Below are 15,837 nucleotides of genomic sequence, written 5' to 3' on the forward strand. Positions count from 1 at the left end.
CGCGGGACAACCATGGCTACGCTGCACGCGTCGGCGGATTCGCCGAACGCCCCGGCCTCCCGGAGAACGCACGGAAAAGCAGGACAACAAAAAAGGCCTCGCATTTCTGCGAGGCCTTCCGGTATTTGGCGCCCGAAGTTGGACTCGAACCAACGACCCCCTGATTAACAGTCAAGTGCTCTAACCGGCTGAGCTATTCGGGCGGGGCTGCATATGATGCTCAATGCCCCGCCCTTCGTCAACACTTCGGCGCGAAATTCGCTCAGGTCACGACGCGGTAGCAGGGGCGGTATTCGCCGGCGATCTTCATCCGGCGCTGCTCGACGAAGGCCCGCAGCAGGGCGTCCAGCGACTGCATCATGTCCGGGTCGCCGTGGATCTCGAACGGACCGAATTCCTCGATCCGGCGCATGCCGTCTTCCTTGACGTTGCCGGCGACGATGCCCGAGAACGCCCGGCGCAGGTCGGCCGCCAATTCGTGCGGCTTGCGGCCGTGGTGCAGGTCCAGCGCCGCCATCGCCTCGTGGGTCGGGATGAACGGCTTTTGGAAGGTCAGCGGGATGTCGATCGACCAGTTGAAGAAGAACGAATCCTTGTGCTCGATGCGGTTCTCGCGGACCCGGCGGATGCCCGCGGCCATGCGCTTGGCCACGTGCTCGGGATCGCCGACGATGATCTCGTAGCGCGAGGTCGCCGCCTCGCCCAGGGTCAGGCGCAGGAAACGGTCGATCTGCTCGAAATACGGCGCCGAGGCGGTCGGGCCGGTCAGGATCAGCGGGAACGGCAGCCCGGCGTTTTCCTCGCGCAGCAAGATGCCCAGCAGGTACAGGATTTCCTCGGCCGTGCCGACGCCGCCCGGGAACACGATGATGCCGTGGCCCATGCGGACGAAGGCCTCCAGGCGCTTCTCGATGTCCGGCATGATCACCAGGTGGTTGACGATCGGGTTCGGCGACTCGGCGGCGATGATGCCCGGCTCGGTGATGCCGATGTAGCGCACGCGGCGCTTGCGCTGCTTGGCGTGGGCGATGGTCGCGCCCTTCATCGGTCCCTTCATCGCGCCCGGGCCGCAGCCAGTGCAGATGTCCAGGCCGCGCAGGCCGAGCTCGTAGCCGACCTGCTTGGTGTAGATGTATTCGTCGCGCGAGATCGAGTGGCCGCCCCAGCACACGACCAGGTTCGGATCGGCCGGGTGCAGGATGCGCGCGTTGCGCAGCAGCCCGAACACCGAATCGGTGAGGCCCTCGCTGCTGTCGAGGTCGCGGCCGCCGCCCTTGTCGAGCTCCATCGCGGTATAGGCCAGGTCGCGGACCACCGCAAACAGCAATTCGGCGACGCCGCGGATGATCTCGCCGTCGACGAAGGCCATCGCCGGCGCGTGGCGCAGGTCGATGCGCACGCCGCGGTCCTGCTGGTGCACTTCGATATCGAAATCGGGATACAGCTCGCGCGCGGCGCGTGGGTCGTCGGAGGCGCTGCCGCTGGTCAGCACGGCCAGGGCGCAGCGGCGCAGCAGGTCGTGCATGCCGGTCGAGGCGTCGCGCAGGCGCGCCACTTCGTCGCGGGACAGGACATCGAGCCCGCCCTTGGGATAGATGCGGGCGTTGACCGTCGGCAGGACGGCCGCTATGGGGGGTGCGGTCATTGCGTTTTTCTCTGCTGTTTTCATCGATTAGTGGGACAGGACTCTAGCAGTTCGGCGTTGGGCTGCGGCGGCCGCCCGCCGCCGGACCGGTCCGCGGCCGTGCCGCCCCACCCTGCCCGGCCACGTATGCAGCGGCCCCATAAAAAAGAAACGGCCGGGGTCGCCCCCGGCCGTTCCGTTGTCGCCAGATACCGCAAGAATCAGAAGCGGTAGTGGAAGCTCAGCTGAGCCGCCCAGCGCGAGATGCCCTTCTCGTCGTAGATCTGTTCCGGATCGGGCTTGGTGAAGCGGTAGATGTACTTGCCGGTCGCCGGGTCGATACCGCCGTAATCGACGATACCGCGCATGCCCGGGAACGCGACTTCTTCGATCTGTCCCCAATCCTTGTTCAACAGGTTGCCGACGTTGAGGATGTCGAGCGCGAGCTCAGCCTTGTGGCCTTCCCAGAAGCCCGGGAATTCCTGGGCGATGTGCAGGTCGAACTGGTTGACCCACTTGCCGCGCACCGCGTTGCGCTGAGCGACCTGGCCACCGTGGCTGCGCAGGTACTCGTCGCTGTTGTAGAACTGCCAGAACGCGGCCTCTTCGGCGGCGTTGCGGAACAGCACGTCGCCCGGGCCCTTCGGGATGTACATCAGGTCGTTGAAGCGGCCGTCGCCGTTGGCGTCGTTGTCGAACGCATAGCTGTACGGGCGGCCCGAACGGCCTTCGTAGAACAGCGAGACGATCGTGTTGTTGTCGCCGAAGAAGGCGTGCTTCCAGTTCAGCGAAGCGGTGAAGCGGTCGCGGACTTCGTAGCTGGAACGCGCGCTAACTTCTTCGTTGGCCTGGAACACCGCGACGTTGCCGAGCTGCGAGCTCGAGGTCGAGCTGGTCAGCGGGCTGACTTCGTCGGCGTGGGTGTAGGTGTAGGCGACGCTCCAGCTCCAGTCGCTGTTGTTGAACGGCTTGTTCAACGACAGGGTGAACTGCTGGCTTTCGCCCTTGCCGGTCTGGCGGGCGATGATCGCGTCGTTATACGCGGTCGCACGCAGGGCGCGGGCATTGGTGCGGCTGTTGGTGCAGGCCGAACCGTTCAGGCCGGTTTCGCGCAGGCAGGCGGTGCCGTCGGCGTTCCAGCTGGCCGCGGCCAGGCCGTTCGGGTCCCAATAGATGTTGCGGCCGTCCTGGCCGACCTTGGTGACGCCGCCCAGGTTGAGCTGCTGGTAGTACAGCGCGTCGTTGACCGAGGTCACCACCGCTTCGGCGGCGGCGACGATGCCGTACCACGGCAGCTCGGTATCGAACGCCAGGTTGGCCTTCCACACCGACGGCAGGCTCATGTCCTTTTCGATGAAGTCGACCGACTGGGTCGCACCGGCGGCGCCGCCGGCGGCGTTGACCAGGCCGAGCTGAGCGTCCGGGTTCGGGCTGAAGCCGTTGATGCCGTTGGTGAACACGTAGTCGGTGTACGACACGCCGTTGTTCGAATACGGATTGGCGAGCCACACGGTCGGGGTGCCGCCGCGGAACAGGCCGATACCGCCGCGCAGCTGGGTCGGGCGCTCGCTGTCGAAGGTGTAGTTGAAGCCGAAGCGCGGCGCGATCAGGTCGGTGCCGTCGATGTTGTTGTCGTTGCGCGTGCCGAACAAGGCCGAGGCAGCCGGGTTGAAGACCGGACGGTCGTCGACCATGGCGCGGTCGTAGCGCAGACCAAAGGTCAGGCTCAGCTTGTCGTTGACCGCCCAGGTGTCCTGCAGGAACACGCCGACGTTCTTCTGGGTGAAGGTCGCCGCCATGTTGTCGAGGTCGCCGCCGCGCGGATAGAACAGCTGGTAGCGGCTGGAGCGGCCGGCACGGTAGTCGGCGACGCTGTTGAAGGTGTACACGCCGTTGACGCGGCGGCCGAACAGGTTGTAGACCTCGTTGGACTCGTAGTCGACGCCGAACTTGACGGTGTGGTCGCCGAGGAACAGATTACCGGCGAAGAAACCGTTCCAGGTCTTGGTCTCGAGGACGTTGACGTGGGTGTTCTCTTCGGTGCCCAGATTCAGCGTGTTGCTGCCGAAGCGCACGGCGATCGCCGGCAGGTCGAAGCGCGGGCTGCGCACGGCCGAGTAGTCGCGGTACGAGACCTTGGCTTCGGTCGAGAAGACGTCGGTCCAGTCGCTGAACAACTGCGCCGTGTAGGTCTTGAACTCGAAGTCGTTGACATAGTGGTAGGAGTTCAGCGCCAGCGAATTGGTGCCGAAGCCCTGCAGGAACGCGGTGCTCTGCTCACTCTTGGCGTAGCGGAAGTTGGCGCGGTGCTTGTCGCTGATGTTCCAGTCGAACTTGATGCCGTACTCTTCGGTATCGGTATCCAGCGCCGGCAGCGCCAGGCTGCCCGGGTCGAAGCCGTACAGGGTCTGCGAAGCCGAGATGACCTCGTCGATCTGCGCCTGGGTGATGTTGACGATGTTGTTGGCGCCCGAGCCCGCAGGACCGAAGCTGGAGTTGCCGGTGAACACTTCCTTGCCCGTGTACTTCTCGTAGTTGGCGAAGAAGAACAGACGGTCCTTGACCAGAGGGCCGCCGAAGGTGGCGCCGAAGGTGCTTTCGCTGTCGAACAGCTGCGGGCGCACGTCGTTCTGGTTCTTGCCCGACCAGTCGTTGTCGCGGTAAACGCCGTAGACCGAACCGTGGAACTCGTTGGTGCCCGACTTGGTGACGGCATTGATCACGCCGCCGGTGCCGCCGGAGATGGTGACGTCGTAGTTGGCGACGTCAACGGCCACTTCGTCGATCACGTCCATCGAGAACGGCTGGCGCGGGGTCGGCAGGCCGTTGCCGCCGAGACCGAACGAGTCGTTGGTGCTGATGCCGTCGACGCGGATCACGTTGTAGCGCGGGTTCTGGCCGCCGACCGAGATTTCGTTGCGCGACTTGTCGGTGACGACGACGCGCGGGTCGAGGCGGACGAAGTCCTGCAGGTTGCGGTTGATCGTCGGCATCGACTCCAGCTGATCGCGGGTGAGGATCGAGCCGGCGCCCATCTTGTTGGAAGAGAACACTTCCGAACCGAGGGCGGCGACGGCCTGCACGGCATCCAGGGTCGTGACCTGGTTGTTCAATGCGACGTCGACTTCGTTGACCTTGTCCAGGTTCAGGAACACGCCGTCCTGGCTGGCGGTGCCGGAGCCTTCCTTGTTGATGACGACCGTGTACGGACCGCCGACGCGCAGACCGCGCGCGTTGTAGCGGCCGTCGGCGCCGGTCGTGGCGCGGCTGACCGTGCCCGACTCGGAGTGGGTGATGGTGACTTCGGCACCCGCGACCGGCTGGCCGTCGGCGCCGAGGACGCGGCCGGCGAGGCCTGCGGAAGTGCTCTGCGCGAAGACCGGCGCGGTGGCGAGAACGGCAAGCAGGCCAAGCGTGAGCTTGGACAACCGGACGCGGTTCGGATGAGTCATTACGGTGACCTCGGGATGTGGAATGCGTGGCGGAGTCGAGCAGGCGCGGCTCTGCGCCGCTGCCGTGCTCTAAGTGGTTGGCTAGCCCCTACCCAAACGGCGCGTGGCCGCTGGGTTAACAGCAGTTTAACAGGCTAGGGGGGAGGTGTGACAGAGACGTGACGCCGTTCATGGCTTGTCACACGGTGACCGGGGTCAAAGCTGAACGGGCACGTCCGGCAAACTTCCGCGCAGACTGGGAGAAGGGGGAACGAGAGGTGAGAAAAACCAGGAAAGAGTTGGAATCTGTCGGCAGGGAGGCGGGGCGCGCCCCTAGGGCAGTCCCTCAACCCGGGCAGGTCCGCCTGGCAGCTGTCTAGCCCCGCCTTGTCACTCGTTACTCACTACTCGGACTACCAAGTCCAGCCCTCAGGGCGGCGAAATCTGCAAATAAGTCCCCAGGCCATCGAGGACCATCTGCACCGAAATCGCCACCAGCAGCATGCCCATCAGGCGCTCGATCGCGATCAGGGCGCGGCGGCCGAGCAGCTTGTACAGCAAGGTGGCCGAGAACAGGATCGCGGCGGTCGCGCCCCAGGCGATCAGCAGCGCCAGGCTCCAGTCGGTCAGGCGCGAGGGGTCATTGCTGCCCATCAGCATCACCGCGGCCATGCCCGAGGGGCCGGCCACCAGCGGGATCGCCATCGGCACGATGAAGGGCTCGCCGTCGGGCAGCTCGCCCATCAGCCCTTCCGGCGGCGGGAAGATCATGCGGATGCCGATCAGGAACAGGACGATGCCGCCGGCGATCGAGACCGACTCCTGGCGCAGGTGCATCAACTCCAGGGCGTATTTGCCGCCCCACAGGAACAGCATCAGCACGCCGAGCGCGATCAGCAGCTCACGCGCGAGCACGATCCGCTGGCGCTTGGGCGGCAGCCCGCGCAGCAGGCTCAGGAACACCGGGATGTTCCCGAGCGGGTCGAGAATGATGAACAGCAGCAGCGCGGCCGAGGCGATCGTCATGGGCGGGCAGCCGTCATGGCGCCGGTGCCCACACCTGGCCGCGATGCACGGCGCCTTCCGGCGCCAGCAAGGTCACGCAGGCCGGGGCATAGGCGGCGGGGTCGCGGGCGCTGCGGTCGCTGTCTTCGACATAGGCGCGCGAACGCAGCCCGGTGCGCATCGGCCCCGGACGCAGGCCGCTGACGCGGATGCTCGAATTGGCCAGCTCGGCATGCAGCATGCCGACCAGCGCGGCCAAGCCGTGCTGGGCGGCGCCGTAGCCGCCCCAATAGGCCTGGCCGACCCGTTGCGGGTCGTCGAGCGCGAACACCAGCGCCGCGTCGGCCGACTTGGCCATCAGCGGCAGGCAGGCCTGCGACAGCCACCAGGGCGCGGTCAGGTTGACGTGCACGGCGCGCGCGAACGCGGCCGGGTCGGTCTGCGCCAGCGGGGTCAGGCCGGGGAAATCGGCGGCGCAATGCAGTACGCCGTCGAGGCGGCCGAGCTCGCTTTCGATGCGCGCGGCCATCTCGGCGTAGTCGTCGGGCTGGGCGCCTTCCAGGTCGAGCGGATACAACAGGGGCTCCGGGCCGAGCTGGGCGACCGCGTCGTAGACCCGGTTCAACTTCGGCAGCTTGCGCCCGAGCAGCACCAGGGTCGCCCCCGCGCTCGCGCAGGCGGCGGCCGCGGCCGCGCCGAGTCCGCCGGCCGCCCCGGTCACCAGCACGACGCGGCCGGCCAGGGCCGGCTGCGTCGTCGCCGTCGTGGCTGCCGTCGAACTCACTGCGCCTGGGTCTCGCTGATCATGCGCGCCAGCTCGCCGGACTCGTACAGCTCCATGGTGATGTCGCAACCGCCGATCAGCTCGCCGTGGATGAAGAGCTGCGGGAAGGTCGGCCAGTTGGAATAACGCGGCAGATTGGCGCGCACTTCCGGGTCTTCGAGCACATTGACCGTATGCAGCGCGGTCGCGCCGGCGGCCTTGAGCGCCTGCACGGCGCGGCTGGAGAACCCGCACATCGGGAACTGCGCGGTGCCCTTCATGAACAACACGATCGGGTGGGCTTCGACTTCGGCCTGGATCCGTTCCATAACGGACATGGGTACTGCTCCTGCGATGGTTTGTTGCCGACTTTGACGGTTCAGCAACGAAACGTGGGGATAGAATATGAATTGTAAGCCTACACGGCGCCGCCGACGCGTCCTTTCCGGCCAGGTTTCGGCCCGGAACGGACTGCCGCCGGCGGCGTCCCTGCTAGCCAGCCCCCCGAATTCTGCAAGGAGCCCGCCAATGGCCATCGAATTGCCCGCCCTGCCCTACGACCGCACCGCGCTCGAGCCCACCATCTCCGCCGAGACCATCGACTTCCATTACGGCAAGCACCACAAGGCCTACGTCGACAATCTCAACAAGATGATCGAGGGCACCGAGTTCGCCTCGCTGTCGCTGGAAGAGATCATCAAGAAGTCGCAGGGCGGCATGTTCAACAACGCCGCGCAGATCTGGAACCACACCTTCTACTGGAACTGCCTGTCCCCCAAGGGCGGCGGCGAGCCGACCGGCAAGCTGGCCGAGCTGATCAACAAGGCCTTCGGCGATTTCGCCAAATTCAAGGAAGAGTTCACCAAGACCGCCGTCGGCACCTTCGGCTCCGGCTGGGGCTGGCTGGTGCAGCGTCCGGACGGCTCGCTGGCCCTGGTCAGCACGCCCAACGCAGCAACTCCGCTGACCGGCGAAGACACCGCCCTGCTGACCTGCGACGTCTGGGAACACGCCTACTACATCGACTACCGCAACGCCCGTCCGAAGTACGTCGAGGCGTTCTGGAACCTGGTCAACTGGGACTTCGTCGCTTCGAACCTGAAGTAAGCGGGCCTGGAGTAAGCGCAAGCCTCATCGCGATACCCAAACGGCCGGGGAAACCCGGCCGTTTTCGTTGGTTCGCCCGGACCGGGCCCGCTTGAGACTAGGCGCTCAGGCCAGCCGCTCGATCACCGGCGCCACCTGGTCCTGCCGCCCGAGCGCCTCGCCGACCCGCTGCAAGGCTTGGGCGAGTTCGGCGGCGGTGTCGGCGCGCAGGGTCGCGTGGCCGACCTTGCGGCCCTCTCGCGAGGACTTGCCGTAATCGTGCCAATGGCCGCCGGCTTCGCCGAGCACCGGGCCGGCCTCGGGCATGGCGCCGATCCAGTTGAGCATGCAGGCCACGCCGAGCATGCGGGTATCGCCCAAGGGCAGGCCGAGCACCGCGCGCAGGTGATTCTGGAACTGCGAGGTCTCGCTGCCTTCGATGGTCCAGTGCCCGGAGTTGTGCACGCGCGGCGCCAATTCGTTGGCGAGCAGCGCGCCGTCGCGGCAGAACAGCTCGAGCGCGAACACGCCGACATAGTCGAGCGCCTCGGCGAGCTTGCGCGCGTACGAGATCGCGGTCGCGGCAAGCGCCTCGTCGGTGCGCGCCGGCGCCAGGCTGGCCGACAGCACGCCATCGACATGCCAGTTTTCGGTGATCGGCCAGGCACGGAATTCGCCGTCGCGGCCGCGCACCGCGACCACCGACAACTCGCGCTCGAAACGCACGAACCCTTCGAGAATCAGCCCGACTTTGTCGGCCTGCGGGCCGAGCGCGGCCCAGGCGGCGTCGGCATCGGCCGGCGTCTTGATCCGGAACTGCCCTTTGCCGTCGTAACCCAGGCGCCGGGTCTTGAGGATGCACGGCGTGCCGATGGTCGCGATCGCCTCGTCGAGCGCGGCGCGGGTATCGATCGCGGCGAAATCCGGCACGGGGATGTCGAGCTCGCGGAACAGGGTCTTTTCGGCCAGGCGGTCCTGGGCGACGGCGAGCGCGCGCGGGCTCGGGAACACCGGCCGGCGTTCGGCCAGCCAGTGCGCGGATTCGGCCGGCACGTTCTCGAAATCGAAGGTGGCGACATCGATCTTCGAGGCGAATTCGTCGAGCGCGGGCTGGTCGGTGTAATCGCCGACCACCATCGGCGCGAACTGGCCGGCACAGGCGTCGGAGGCGCTGTCGAGCACCAGGAAGCGCAAGCCCAGGGGCGCGCCGGACAGCGCGAGCATGCGGGCCAGTTGCCCGCCGCCGAGAATGCCGACGGTGGTCATCGGCGCGGATCGTCGTTGGCGAGCACGTCGTCGGTCTGGCGGGCGCGGAACGCGCTCAGCGCCGCGCCGATCGCCGGGTACTCGGGCGACAGCAACGCCGCGGCGAACAGGGCCGCGTTGGCGGCGCCGGCGTTGCCGATGGCGAAGGTCGCCACCGGAATGCCGGCCGGCATCTGCACGATCGACAGCAGCGAATCCATGCCGTTGAGGGCCTTGGACTGCACCGGCACGCCGAGCACCGGCACCGCGGTCTTGGCCGCCAGCATGCCCGGCAGATGCGCCGCGCCGCCGGCGCCGGCGATGATCGCGCGCAGGCCGCGCGCCGCCGCCGTATCGGCGTACTCGAACAACACGTCGGGCGTGCGGTGCGCCGATACCACCCGGACCTCGTGCGGAACGCCGAGCGCTTCCAGCTTGGCGGCAGCGTGCTGCATCGTTTCCCAGTCAGAGCGCGAGCCCATGACGATGCCGACGAGCGCAGGAGGGGTGACGGGCGTTGCGGAAGCTGGAGACATGGGGCGTGCCTTGGCGCAAAGACGTATTCTAACGCCCTGTCCCGTCGTATCGGCACCGCACCGTATGGATCGCAAACTGCTCGACCTGCTCGTCTGCCCCTCCACGCGCCAGCCCCTGCTCCCCCTGGAGAGCCGCGGCCTGCAGGCCCTGAACGCCGCCATCGGCGCCGGCGGCATCGTCCGCGGCAGCGGCGACGCCCAGTCCGAGCCGCTGCGCGAGGCCCTGGTGACCCGCGACCGCAAGATCGTCTACATCGTCGACGACGGCATTCCGCTGCTCGACGCCGAAAACGCCATCGCCGCGGCCCAGGTCGAAGGCTTCCCGGCCGCATGAGCGCGCCCGCCCGCGACCTCAGCCCGCCGCCGGCCGCCGAAATCGAGGCCGACGTCGCCGACGCCCTGGCCGAGGACCTCGGCAGCGGCGACGTCACCGCCGACCTGTTGCCCGACATCGCCGACAGCGCCTATCTGCTGTGCAAGGAAGACGCCGTCGTCTGCGGCCGCCCCTGGTTCGAGGCCTGCCATCGCGCCCTCGACCCCGACGTGCGCATCGACTGGCGCGTGGCCGAAGGCGACCGGGTCGGCAAAGGCACGGTGCTCGCCCTGCTGCACGGCCGCGCCCGCGCCCTGGTCAGCGCCGAGCGCGCCTCGCTCAATTTCATGCAGACCCTGTCGGGCACCGCCACGGTCACCGCGAGCTACGTCGAGGCGGTGCGCGGCACCGGCACCCGCATCCTCGACACCCGCAAGACCCTGCCCGGCCTGCGCCTGGCGCAGAAATACGCGGTGCGCGTCGGCGGCGGGACCAACCACCGCATCGGCCTGTACGACACGGTCATGCTCAAGGAAAACCACGTCCGCGCGGCCGGCTCGATCGGCGCGGCGATCGCCGGCGCCCGCGCCAGGCACCCGCAGCTGCCGCTGATCGTCGAAGTCGAATCTCTGGAGCAGTTGCGCGAGGCGCTCGACGCCGGCTGCGACCGCATCCTGATCGACGACTTCGACGCGCCGACCCGGCGCGAAGCCGTGCGCATCGCCCGCGACGCCCCGTACCAAGGACGCATTCCGCTGGAAGTCTCCGGCGGCGTCGACCTGGCCGGCCTGCGCGCGATCGCCGAAGACGGCGTGGACTGCATTTCCATCGGCGCGCTGACCAAACATGTGCGCGCCATCGATCTTTCGCTGAAACTCGGGCCGCCGCCGGGCTGACCCCCTTGGCTTTGCGCCCGATCGTCGCCAGAACCCTGTCATGCCTACCCTGATCCTGTTGATGATCTTCGGCGCCGCCGCGTTCTCGTTCTGGAGCGCCGGGCGCGCCGCCGCCGAGCGCGCCGAGGCGGTCGGGCGCGACGCCTGCCTCAAGGCCGGCGTGCAGTGGCTGGACCAGAGCGTGCACGCGATCGGCCTGAAGCTGATCCGCCACGAGAGCGGCTGGCTCGGGTTCGAGCGCACCTTCCGCTTCGATTATTCGATCGACGGCGAAGACCGCCACGTCGGCCGCCTGATCCTGCGCGGCGAACGCCTGATCGCCTTCAGCGGCCCGGTGACGCGCGCGCCGACGCAGCTGCATTGAGCGGCCCGACCACGACGATTCGGAGGGTAGGAGCGGCGCGAGCCGCGACCGCGAGGCCTCGTCCACGGCGATACCGCCATGGCCTGCAGGGATGACGAGTTCACCGGTCAATTGATGCTGCGCCGGTTTTCGAATCGGCGCAGTCGCGGCTTGCGCCGCTCCTGCCCGAGAAACCGGTTTACTTGACGATGCGCAGATGCCCGCCGCGACGCGGGCTCGGAGTCTGCGGGCCGCCGTCGTCGTCGCCTTCCGGCGCCGGGTCGTTCGGCACCGAGCTCAGCATCGGCGGCGCCGTATCGGCCTCGTCCTGGCCCTCGTCGAGCGCCGACTCTTCCATGCCGACGTCCTCCGGCAGGGCCATGCCCTGCCCGGTTTCGCGCGCATAGATCGCCAGCACCGCGCCTACCGGCACCGAGACCGGATGGCTGACGCCGCCGAAGCGCGCGCTGAAACGGATCAGGTCGTTGCCCATCTCCAGGTGCGAGACCGCGCGCGCGGCGACGTTGAGGACGATCTTGCCGTCCTTGACCGCGTGCGCCGGCACCTGCACCGACGGACGCGTCGCGTCGACCAGCAGGTGCGGGGTCATGCCGTTGTCGGCGATCCACTCGTACAACGCCCGCAACAGGTAGGGGCGGTGGCTGGTCATCGGAGCACTGCTTTCGGTCATGCGCACATTTTAGCGTCATGGCGAGGTGAACGACGAGGCCGGCCCGTGCGATACGGCCCCGTCCGTCGCGAGTCCGGCGCGCCGCAGCCTCGGGCGCGGCCCGGTCTCGCCGCCGCGCCGGGCTCAGGTCGGCATGTCGCGCAGCTTGCGTTCCTGGTCGGTCAGGCTGCGGGTGAAACCCGGGTTGCGGAAGATGCGGTTGCCGTAGTCCTCGATCGCCTTGCCGTCCTTCGGCATCGGCACGTCGAGCGAGGGCAGGCGCCAGATGATCGGCGCCATGGCGCAGTCGGCCAGGCTCATTTCGGGGTTCAGGAAGAACTTGCTGGCCTTGAACAGCGGCACCGAGGCGGTCAGCAGTTCCTTCAGGCGCTTGCGCGCGGCTTCGGCCTGGGCCTTGTTGCCCATCTGGATGGCCTGCACCTGCGGCACCCAGTCGTGTTCGAGGCGCAGCATCGCCAGGCGCAGGCGCGCCCGCGACAAGGGGTCGACCGGCATCAGCGGCGGGTGCGGATAGCGCTCGTCGAGGTATTCGCTGACCACGCTGGCCGCGTACAGGACCAGGTCGCGCTCGACCAGGGTCGGCACGGAGTGGTACGGGTTGAGGTCGACCAGGTCTTCGGGCGGGTTCTGCGGGTCGACCGGTATCAGGTCGTAGGTGACGCCTTTCGCCGCCAGCACCAGCCGGACCCGGTGGCACAGCACGCAGTCGGTGGACGAAAACAGAGTCAGGGCATTACGCATACGGGGGCTCGCCGCCATCATCGACCTCTCCAGCTACCGGAATCCGCCGGTCGCAAGACGCCCTCCACCCGCTGTGGAAAGTCGTCACGGCCTCGAGCCTGCCCCCTACCCCATGCGCGCGACGCCGGCTCCTGCCGCCGTCGTGCGCTAGCCCGCGCCTCAGCGGCGCGGGCCTCCCTGCGGGGATCGGATCAATGTTCCACGTCGCGCCAGTACTCGGTCTTCAACAGATACGCGATCAGGGTGAACAACGCCAGGAACAGGATCACCCAAACGCCCAGACTCTGGCGCTTGAGCGCGGCCGGTTCGCCGGCGTACTCGAGGAATGTGGTGATATCGCGCGCCGCCGTCTTGAAGCCTTCGGCGTCGAGCGTGCCGGGCTGGGCGATCTTGAGGGCGTGCACCGGACGTTCGCCGGTGGCCTTGTCGAGTTCGCCGTACTCGGCGTGCTGCAGACCCTGCAGCTGCCACAGCGGGTTCGGCATCGAGGCGTTCGGGAACAACTTGTTGTTCCAGCCCAGCGGACGGGTCTCGTCGAGGTAGAACGAGTTCAGGTAGGTGTAGATCCAATCGCTGCCGCGCACGCGCGAGATCACGCTGAGGTCCGGCGGCATCTTGCCGAACCACTGGTTGGCGTGCTCGGCGGTCATGTTGACCTGGATCTGCTCGCCGAACTTGGCGCCGGTGAAGTTGAGGTTGTTCATGACCTCCGCTTCGGTCAGGCCCAGGTCCTCGGCGATGCGCGAGTAGCGCAGGTACTTCAGCGAATGACAGCCCGAGCAGTAGTTCATGTACAGCTGGGCGCCGCGCTGCAACGACGCGCGGTCGTTGAGGTCGGTACCCGACTGCATCAGGTCGCCGCCGCCGGAGGCGAAGGCGGTCGCCGACACGAGCAGGCCGGCGGCAAAGGTGGCGAGCTTCTTCACGATACGCATCTTATGGAAGGGCCGGCTGTGATCAATCGAGCTCAGGTTAGTCATGCATCTTCACCCGTTCCGGCACCGGCTTGGTCTTGTCGAGCTTGGTCCACAGCGGCATGGTGATGAAGAAGGCGAAGTACAGGAAGGTCAGCACGCGGCCGACGATGGTCTCGACCGGGTCGGTGCCGGGACCGGCGCCGATCTTGCCGAGCCACAGGAAGCACACCGCCAGCACCGCCAGCGCGAGCTTGCTCATCCAGCCGCGGAAGCGGACCGACTTGACCTTGCTGCGGTCCAGCCACGGCACCAGGAACAGCACCGCGATCGCGCCGAACATCACCAGCACGCCCGACAGCTTGTGCGGGATCACCCGCAACATCGCGTAGTACGGCGTGTAGTACCAGACCGGCTTGATGTGCTCCGGCGTGACCAGGCGATTGGCTTCGCTGAAGTTGTCGTGCTCGAGGAACCAGCCGCCGAACGCCGGAGCGAAGAAGATGATGAACGCGGCGATGATCAGGAAGAAGCCGACGCCCACCAGGTCCTTGACCGTGTAGTACGGGTGGAACGGGATGCTGTCGAGCGGCTTGCTGGCATCCCAGCGGTTGCCCTTCGGGCCCTTCTTGATGTCGACGCCGTCGGGGTTGTTGGAACCCACCTCGTGCAGCGCGCCCAGGTGCAGCACGACCAGCAGCAGCAGCACCAGCGGCAGCGCGATCACGTGCAGGGCGAAGAAGCGGTTGAGGGTGGCGTCGCCGGGCAGGTAGTCGCCCATGATCCACTCGGTCAGGCCGTTGCCGATCACCGGGATCGCGCCGAACAGCGAGATGATGACCTTGGCGCCCCAGAACGACATCTGGCCCCACGGCAGCACGTAGCCCATGAAGGCTTCGGCCATCAGCACCAGGTAGATCAGCATGCCGAGGATCCACACCAGCTCGCGCGGCTTCTGGTACGAGCCGTACAGCAGGCCTCGGAACATGTGCAGGTAGACGACGATGAAGAACAGCGATGCGCCGGTGCTGTGCATGTAGCGGATCAGCCAGCCCCACTCCACGTCGCGCATGATGTATTCGACCGACGAGAACGCTTCGGCCGCGGACGGCTTGAAGTGCATCGTCAGGAAGATGCCGGTGACGATCTGGTTGACCAGCACCAGCAGCGCGAGCGAGCCGAAGTAGTACCAGAGGTTGAAGTTCTTCGGCGCGTAGTACTCGGTCATGTGCTTGCGATAGAACGGCATCATGCCGGGCGCGCGAGCGGTGACCCAATCGAAGACGTTGTTGGCGGTGCGGGTAATGACGTTGGACATGACTTACGCCGCTCCCTTCGGATCAACACCGATGACGATGGTGTTGTCGTTTTCGTAGTAGTGCGGAGGCACCAGCAGGTTGGTCGGGGCCGGCACGCCCTCGAACACGCGACCGGCCATGTCGAAGCGCGACTTGTGGCAGGGGCAGAAGTAGCCGCCCTTCCATTCCGGGTCGAACGCTTCGGGCCGGATCTCGGCCTTCATTTCCGGCGAGCAGCCCAGGTGGGTGCACAGGCCCACCAGCACCGAGATCTCGGGCTTGAGCGAGCGCAGTTCCGGGCTCTTCTCGCGCACGTAGGCCGGCTGCTGGTCGGGGTTCTCGGACTTGGGATCGCGCAGGCGCCCGTCGAGCGTCGGCAGGATGTCGAGAACCGCCTTGGAGCGCTTGACGATCCAGATCGGCTGACCGCGCCATTCCATGACCAGGCGCTGGCCTTCGGTGAGGGCGCTGATATCGGCGGTCACCGGAGCGCCGGCGAGCTTGGCGCGCGCGCTGGGGTTCCAGGACTTGATGAAAGGCACCGCGGCAAAGCCGGCGCCCACGGCACCGACCACTGCTGTGGTCGCCGTCAGGAACCGACGTCGGCCCGTGTTGATAGGATCGTTGACCCCTTGGTTGGCCATCCGGCACTCCGCAAAGCTGCAATTCGAAGTTACGCCGCACCGTCTGGCGCCAAAGGCGACCACATACCACTGGCGGAAGGCTGGCGGCTCAAAAGACGGGGAAGTGTAGCGGAAGCGTTAAGCGCCCGACAATCCGCCACGACCGCGGAACGAGGATCAGCGCACGCCTGAGGCGCCCGATGCGGCTCGAACCCGCTCCGATGCGGCTCGAGCGCGGCCGGAACGCGGCTCGACGCCGCCGCTGGCACTGTGCGGGCGCCGTCGCCGCCCGGTTCCGAGCGGTTCCGGACGCCGCCGCGGCGCCGCG

At 67.2% G+C, this 15,837-nt stretch carries 16 protein-coding genes and 1 tRNA gene; 4 read left to right on the forward strand and 13 right to left on the reverse strand.

Features of this window, described 5'->3' with window-relative positions:
- Positions 1–126: 126 nt before the first annotated feature.
- From ACSAMQ_RS10385 to grxD, 6 genes are all read right to left on the reverse strand, one after another.
- Positions 127–203: transfer RNA gene (locus ACSAMQ_RS10385), tRNA-Asn, on the reverse strand.
- A 59-nt stretch (positions 204–262) separates the two neighbouring features.
- Entirely contained in the window at positions 263–1,645 is a 1,383-nt protein-coding gene (ppnN, locus tag ACSAMQ_RS10390; RefSeq protein WP_435395577.1) for a nucleotide 5'-monophosphate nucleosidase PpnN, read from the reverse strand.
- A gap of 200 nt (positions 1,646–1,845) precedes the next feature.
- Complete coding sequence (locus ACSAMQ_RS10395; protein ID WP_435395578.1) at positions 1,846–5,076, reverse strand: TonB-dependent receptor; 3,231 nt, start codon at positions 5,074–5,076, stop codon at positions 1,846–1,848.
- Positions 5,077–5,484: 408 nt separating this feature from the next.
- Complete coding sequence (locus ACSAMQ_RS10400) at positions 5,485–6,081, reverse strand: YhgN family NAAT transporter (protein WP_408953003.1); 597 nt, start codon at positions 6,079–6,081, stop codon at positions 5,485–5,487.
- 13 nt (positions 6,082–6,094) lie between these two features.
- On the reverse strand, positions 6,095–6,844 hold the full coding sequence (locus ACSAMQ_RS10405; RefSeq protein ID WP_435395579.1) for an SDR family NAD(P)-dependent oxidoreductase: 750 nt from the start codon (positions 6,842–6,844) through the stop codon (positions 6,095–6,097).
- Entirely contained in the window at positions 6,841–7,161 is a 321-nt protein-coding gene (gene grxD, locus ACSAMQ_RS10410; protein ID WP_435395580.1) for a Grx4 family monothiol glutaredoxin, read from the reverse strand. Before grxD ends, ACSAMQ_RS10405 begins: the two co-directional genes overlap by 4 nt.
- A 190-nt stretch (positions 7,162–7,351) precedes the next feature.
- Between grxD and ACSAMQ_RS10415 the strand changes: the two genes are divergently transcribed.
- Positions 7,352–7,930 (forward strand): superoxide dismutase, encoded by a 579-nt coding sequence (locus ACSAMQ_RS10415; protein ID WP_215840090.1) that lies wholly within the window; start codon positions 7,352–7,354, stop codon positions 7,928–7,930.
- A gap of 105 nt (positions 7,931–8,035) precedes the next feature.
- On the opposite strand, the gene ACSAMQ_RS10420 is transcribed toward ACSAMQ_RS10415, so the two are convergent.
- The gene (locus tag ACSAMQ_RS10420) at positions 8,036–9,175 is read right to left on the reverse strand and encodes a 5-(carboxyamino)imidazole ribonucleotide synthase (protein WP_435395581.1); all 1,140 of its coding nucleotides are present in this window, start codon (positions 9,173–9,175) and stop codon (positions 8,036–8,038) included.
- A complete protein-coding gene (gene purE, locus ACSAMQ_RS10425; protein ID WP_435395582.1) occupies positions 9,172–9,690 on the reverse strand; it encodes a 5-(carboxyamino)imidazole ribonucleotide mutase in 519 nt (172 codons plus the stop codon). Before purE ends, ACSAMQ_RS10420 begins: the two co-directional genes overlap by 4 nt.
- A gap of 64 nt (positions 9,691–9,754) precedes the next feature.
- Here purE and ACSAMQ_RS10430 point away from each other — a divergent pair, with 64 nt between their 5' ends.
- From ACSAMQ_RS10430 to ACSAMQ_RS10440, 3 genes are read left to right on the forward strand one after another with little or no spacing between them, the layout of a single operon-like run.
- Positions 9,755–10,024 (forward strand): Trm112 family protein, encoded by a 270-nt coding sequence (locus ACSAMQ_RS10430; RefSeq protein WP_435395583.1) that lies wholly within the window; start codon positions 9,755–9,757, stop codon positions 10,022–10,024.
- Positions 10,021–10,899, forward strand: coding sequence for a carboxylating nicotinate-nucleotide diphosphorylase (gene nadC / locus ACSAMQ_RS10435; protein WP_435395584.1), 879 nt, complete (start codon positions 10,021–10,023; stop codon positions 10,897–10,899). The genes ACSAMQ_RS10430 and nadC overlap by 4 nt, the downstream gene beginning before the upstream one ends.
- A gap of 40 nt (positions 10,900–10,939) precedes the next feature.
- A complete protein-coding gene (locus ACSAMQ_RS10440) occupies positions 10,940–11,263 on the forward strand; it encodes a DUF3301 domain-containing protein (RefSeq protein WP_435395585.1) in 324 nt (107 codons plus the stop codon).
- A 178-nt stretch (positions 11,264–11,441) separates the two neighbouring features.
- Here the strand turns inward: ACSAMQ_RS10440 and ACSAMQ_RS10445 are convergent, their stop codons facing one another.
- The 5 genes from ACSAMQ_RS10445 to petA form a co-directional block, all read right to left on the reverse strand.
- A complete protein-coding gene (locus ACSAMQ_RS10445) occupies positions 11,442–11,933 on the reverse strand; it encodes a ClpXP protease specificity-enhancing factor (RefSeq protein ID WP_435395586.1) in 492 nt (163 codons plus the stop codon).
- Positions 11,934–12,056: 123 nt separating this feature from the next.
- Positions 12,057–12,692 (reverse strand): glutathione S-transferase N-terminal domain-containing protein, encoded by a 636-nt coding sequence (locus ACSAMQ_RS10450; RefSeq protein WP_031370409.1) that lies wholly within the window; start codon positions 12,690–12,692, stop codon positions 12,057–12,059.
- Between the two features lie 173 nt (positions 12,693–12,865).
- The gene (locus ACSAMQ_RS10455) at positions 12,866–13,609 is read right to left on the reverse strand and encodes a cytochrome c1 (protein WP_435395587.1); all 744 of its coding nucleotides are present in this window, start codon (positions 13,607–13,609) and stop codon (positions 12,866–12,868) included.
- Positions 13,610–13,646: 37 nt separating this feature from the next.
- Complete coding sequence (locus ACSAMQ_RS10460) at positions 13,647–14,906, reverse strand: cytochrome b (protein WP_435395588.1); 1,260 nt, start codon at positions 14,904–14,906, stop codon at positions 13,647–13,649.
- Positions 14,907–14,909: 3 nt separating this feature from the next.
- A complete protein-coding gene (petA, locus tag ACSAMQ_RS10465) occupies positions 14,910–15,530 on the reverse strand; it encodes a ubiquinol-cytochrome c reductase iron-sulfur subunit (RefSeq protein WP_435395589.1) in 621 nt (206 codons plus the stop codon).
- Positions 15,531–15,837 lie beyond the last annotated feature (307 nt).

The sequence above is a fragment of the Lysobacter sp. 1R34A genome (assembly GCF_051217035.1).
Classification (GTDB): Bacteria; Pseudomonadota; Gammaproteobacteria; order Xanthomonadales; family Xanthomonadaceae; genus Lysobacter.

Bases quoted from the DNA above. Each gene is read 5' to 3' on its own strand.
- ACSAMQ_RS10415 (WP_215840090.1), top strand. From the start codon at position 7,352: ATGGCCATCGAATTGCCCGCCCTGCCCTACGACCGCACCGCGCTCGAG.
- ACSAMQ_RS10440 (WP_435395585.1), top strand. From the start codon at position 10,940: ATGCCTACCCTGATCCTGTTGATGATCTTCGGCGCCGCCGCGTTCTCG.
- ACSAMQ_RS10420 (WP_435395581.1), bottom strand. From the start codon at position 9,175: ATGACCACCGTCGGCATTCTCGGCGGCGGGCAACTGGCCCGCATGCTC.
- ACSAMQ_RS10460 (WP_435395588.1), bottom strand. From the start codon at position 14,906: ATGTCCAACGTCATTACCCGCACCGCCAACAACGTCTTCGATTGGGTC.
- ACSAMQ_RS10395 (WP_435395578.1), bottom strand. From the start codon at position 5,076: ATGACTCATCCGAACCGCGTCCGGTTGTCCAAGCTCACGCTTGGCCTG.
- ACSAMQ_RS10445 (WP_435395586.1), bottom strand. From the start codon at position 11,933: ATGACCGAAAGCAGTGCTCCGATGACCAGCCACCGCCCCTACCTGTTG.
- ACSAMQ_RS10450 (WP_031370409.1), bottom strand. From the start codon at position 12,692: ATGGCGGCGAGCCCCCGTATGCGTAATGCCCTGACTCTGTTTTCGTCC.
- grxD (WP_435395580.1), bottom strand. From the start codon at position 7,161: ATGTCCGTTATGGAACGGATCCAGGCCGAAGTCGAAGCCCACCCGATC.
- ppnN (WP_435395577.1), bottom strand. From the start codon at position 1,645: ATGACCGCACCCCCCATAGCGGCCGTCCTGCCGACGGTCAACGCCCGC.
- ACSAMQ_RS10430 (WP_435395583.1), top strand. From the start codon at position 9,755: ATGGATCGCAAACTGCTCGACCTGCTCGTCTGCCCCTCCACGCGCCAG.
- ACSAMQ_RS10455 (WP_435395587.1), bottom strand. From the start codon at position 13,609: ATGCGTATCGTGAAGAAGCTCGCCACCTTTGCCGCCGGCCTGCTCGTG.
- nadC (WP_435395584.1), top strand. From the start codon at position 10,021: ATGAGCGCGCCCGCCCGCGACCTCAGCCCGCCGCCGGCCGCCGAAATC.
- purE (WP_435395582.1), bottom strand. From the start codon at position 9,690: ATGTCTCCAGCTTCCGCAACGCCCGTCACCCCTCCTGCGCTCGTCGGC.
- petA (WP_435395589.1), bottom strand. From the start codon at position 15,530: ATGGCCAACCAAGGGGTCAACGATCCTATCAACACGGGCCGACGTCGG.
- ACSAMQ_RS10400 (WP_408953003.1), bottom strand. From the start codon at position 6,081: ATGACGATCGCCTCGGCCGCGCTGCTGCTGTTCATCATTCTCGACCCG.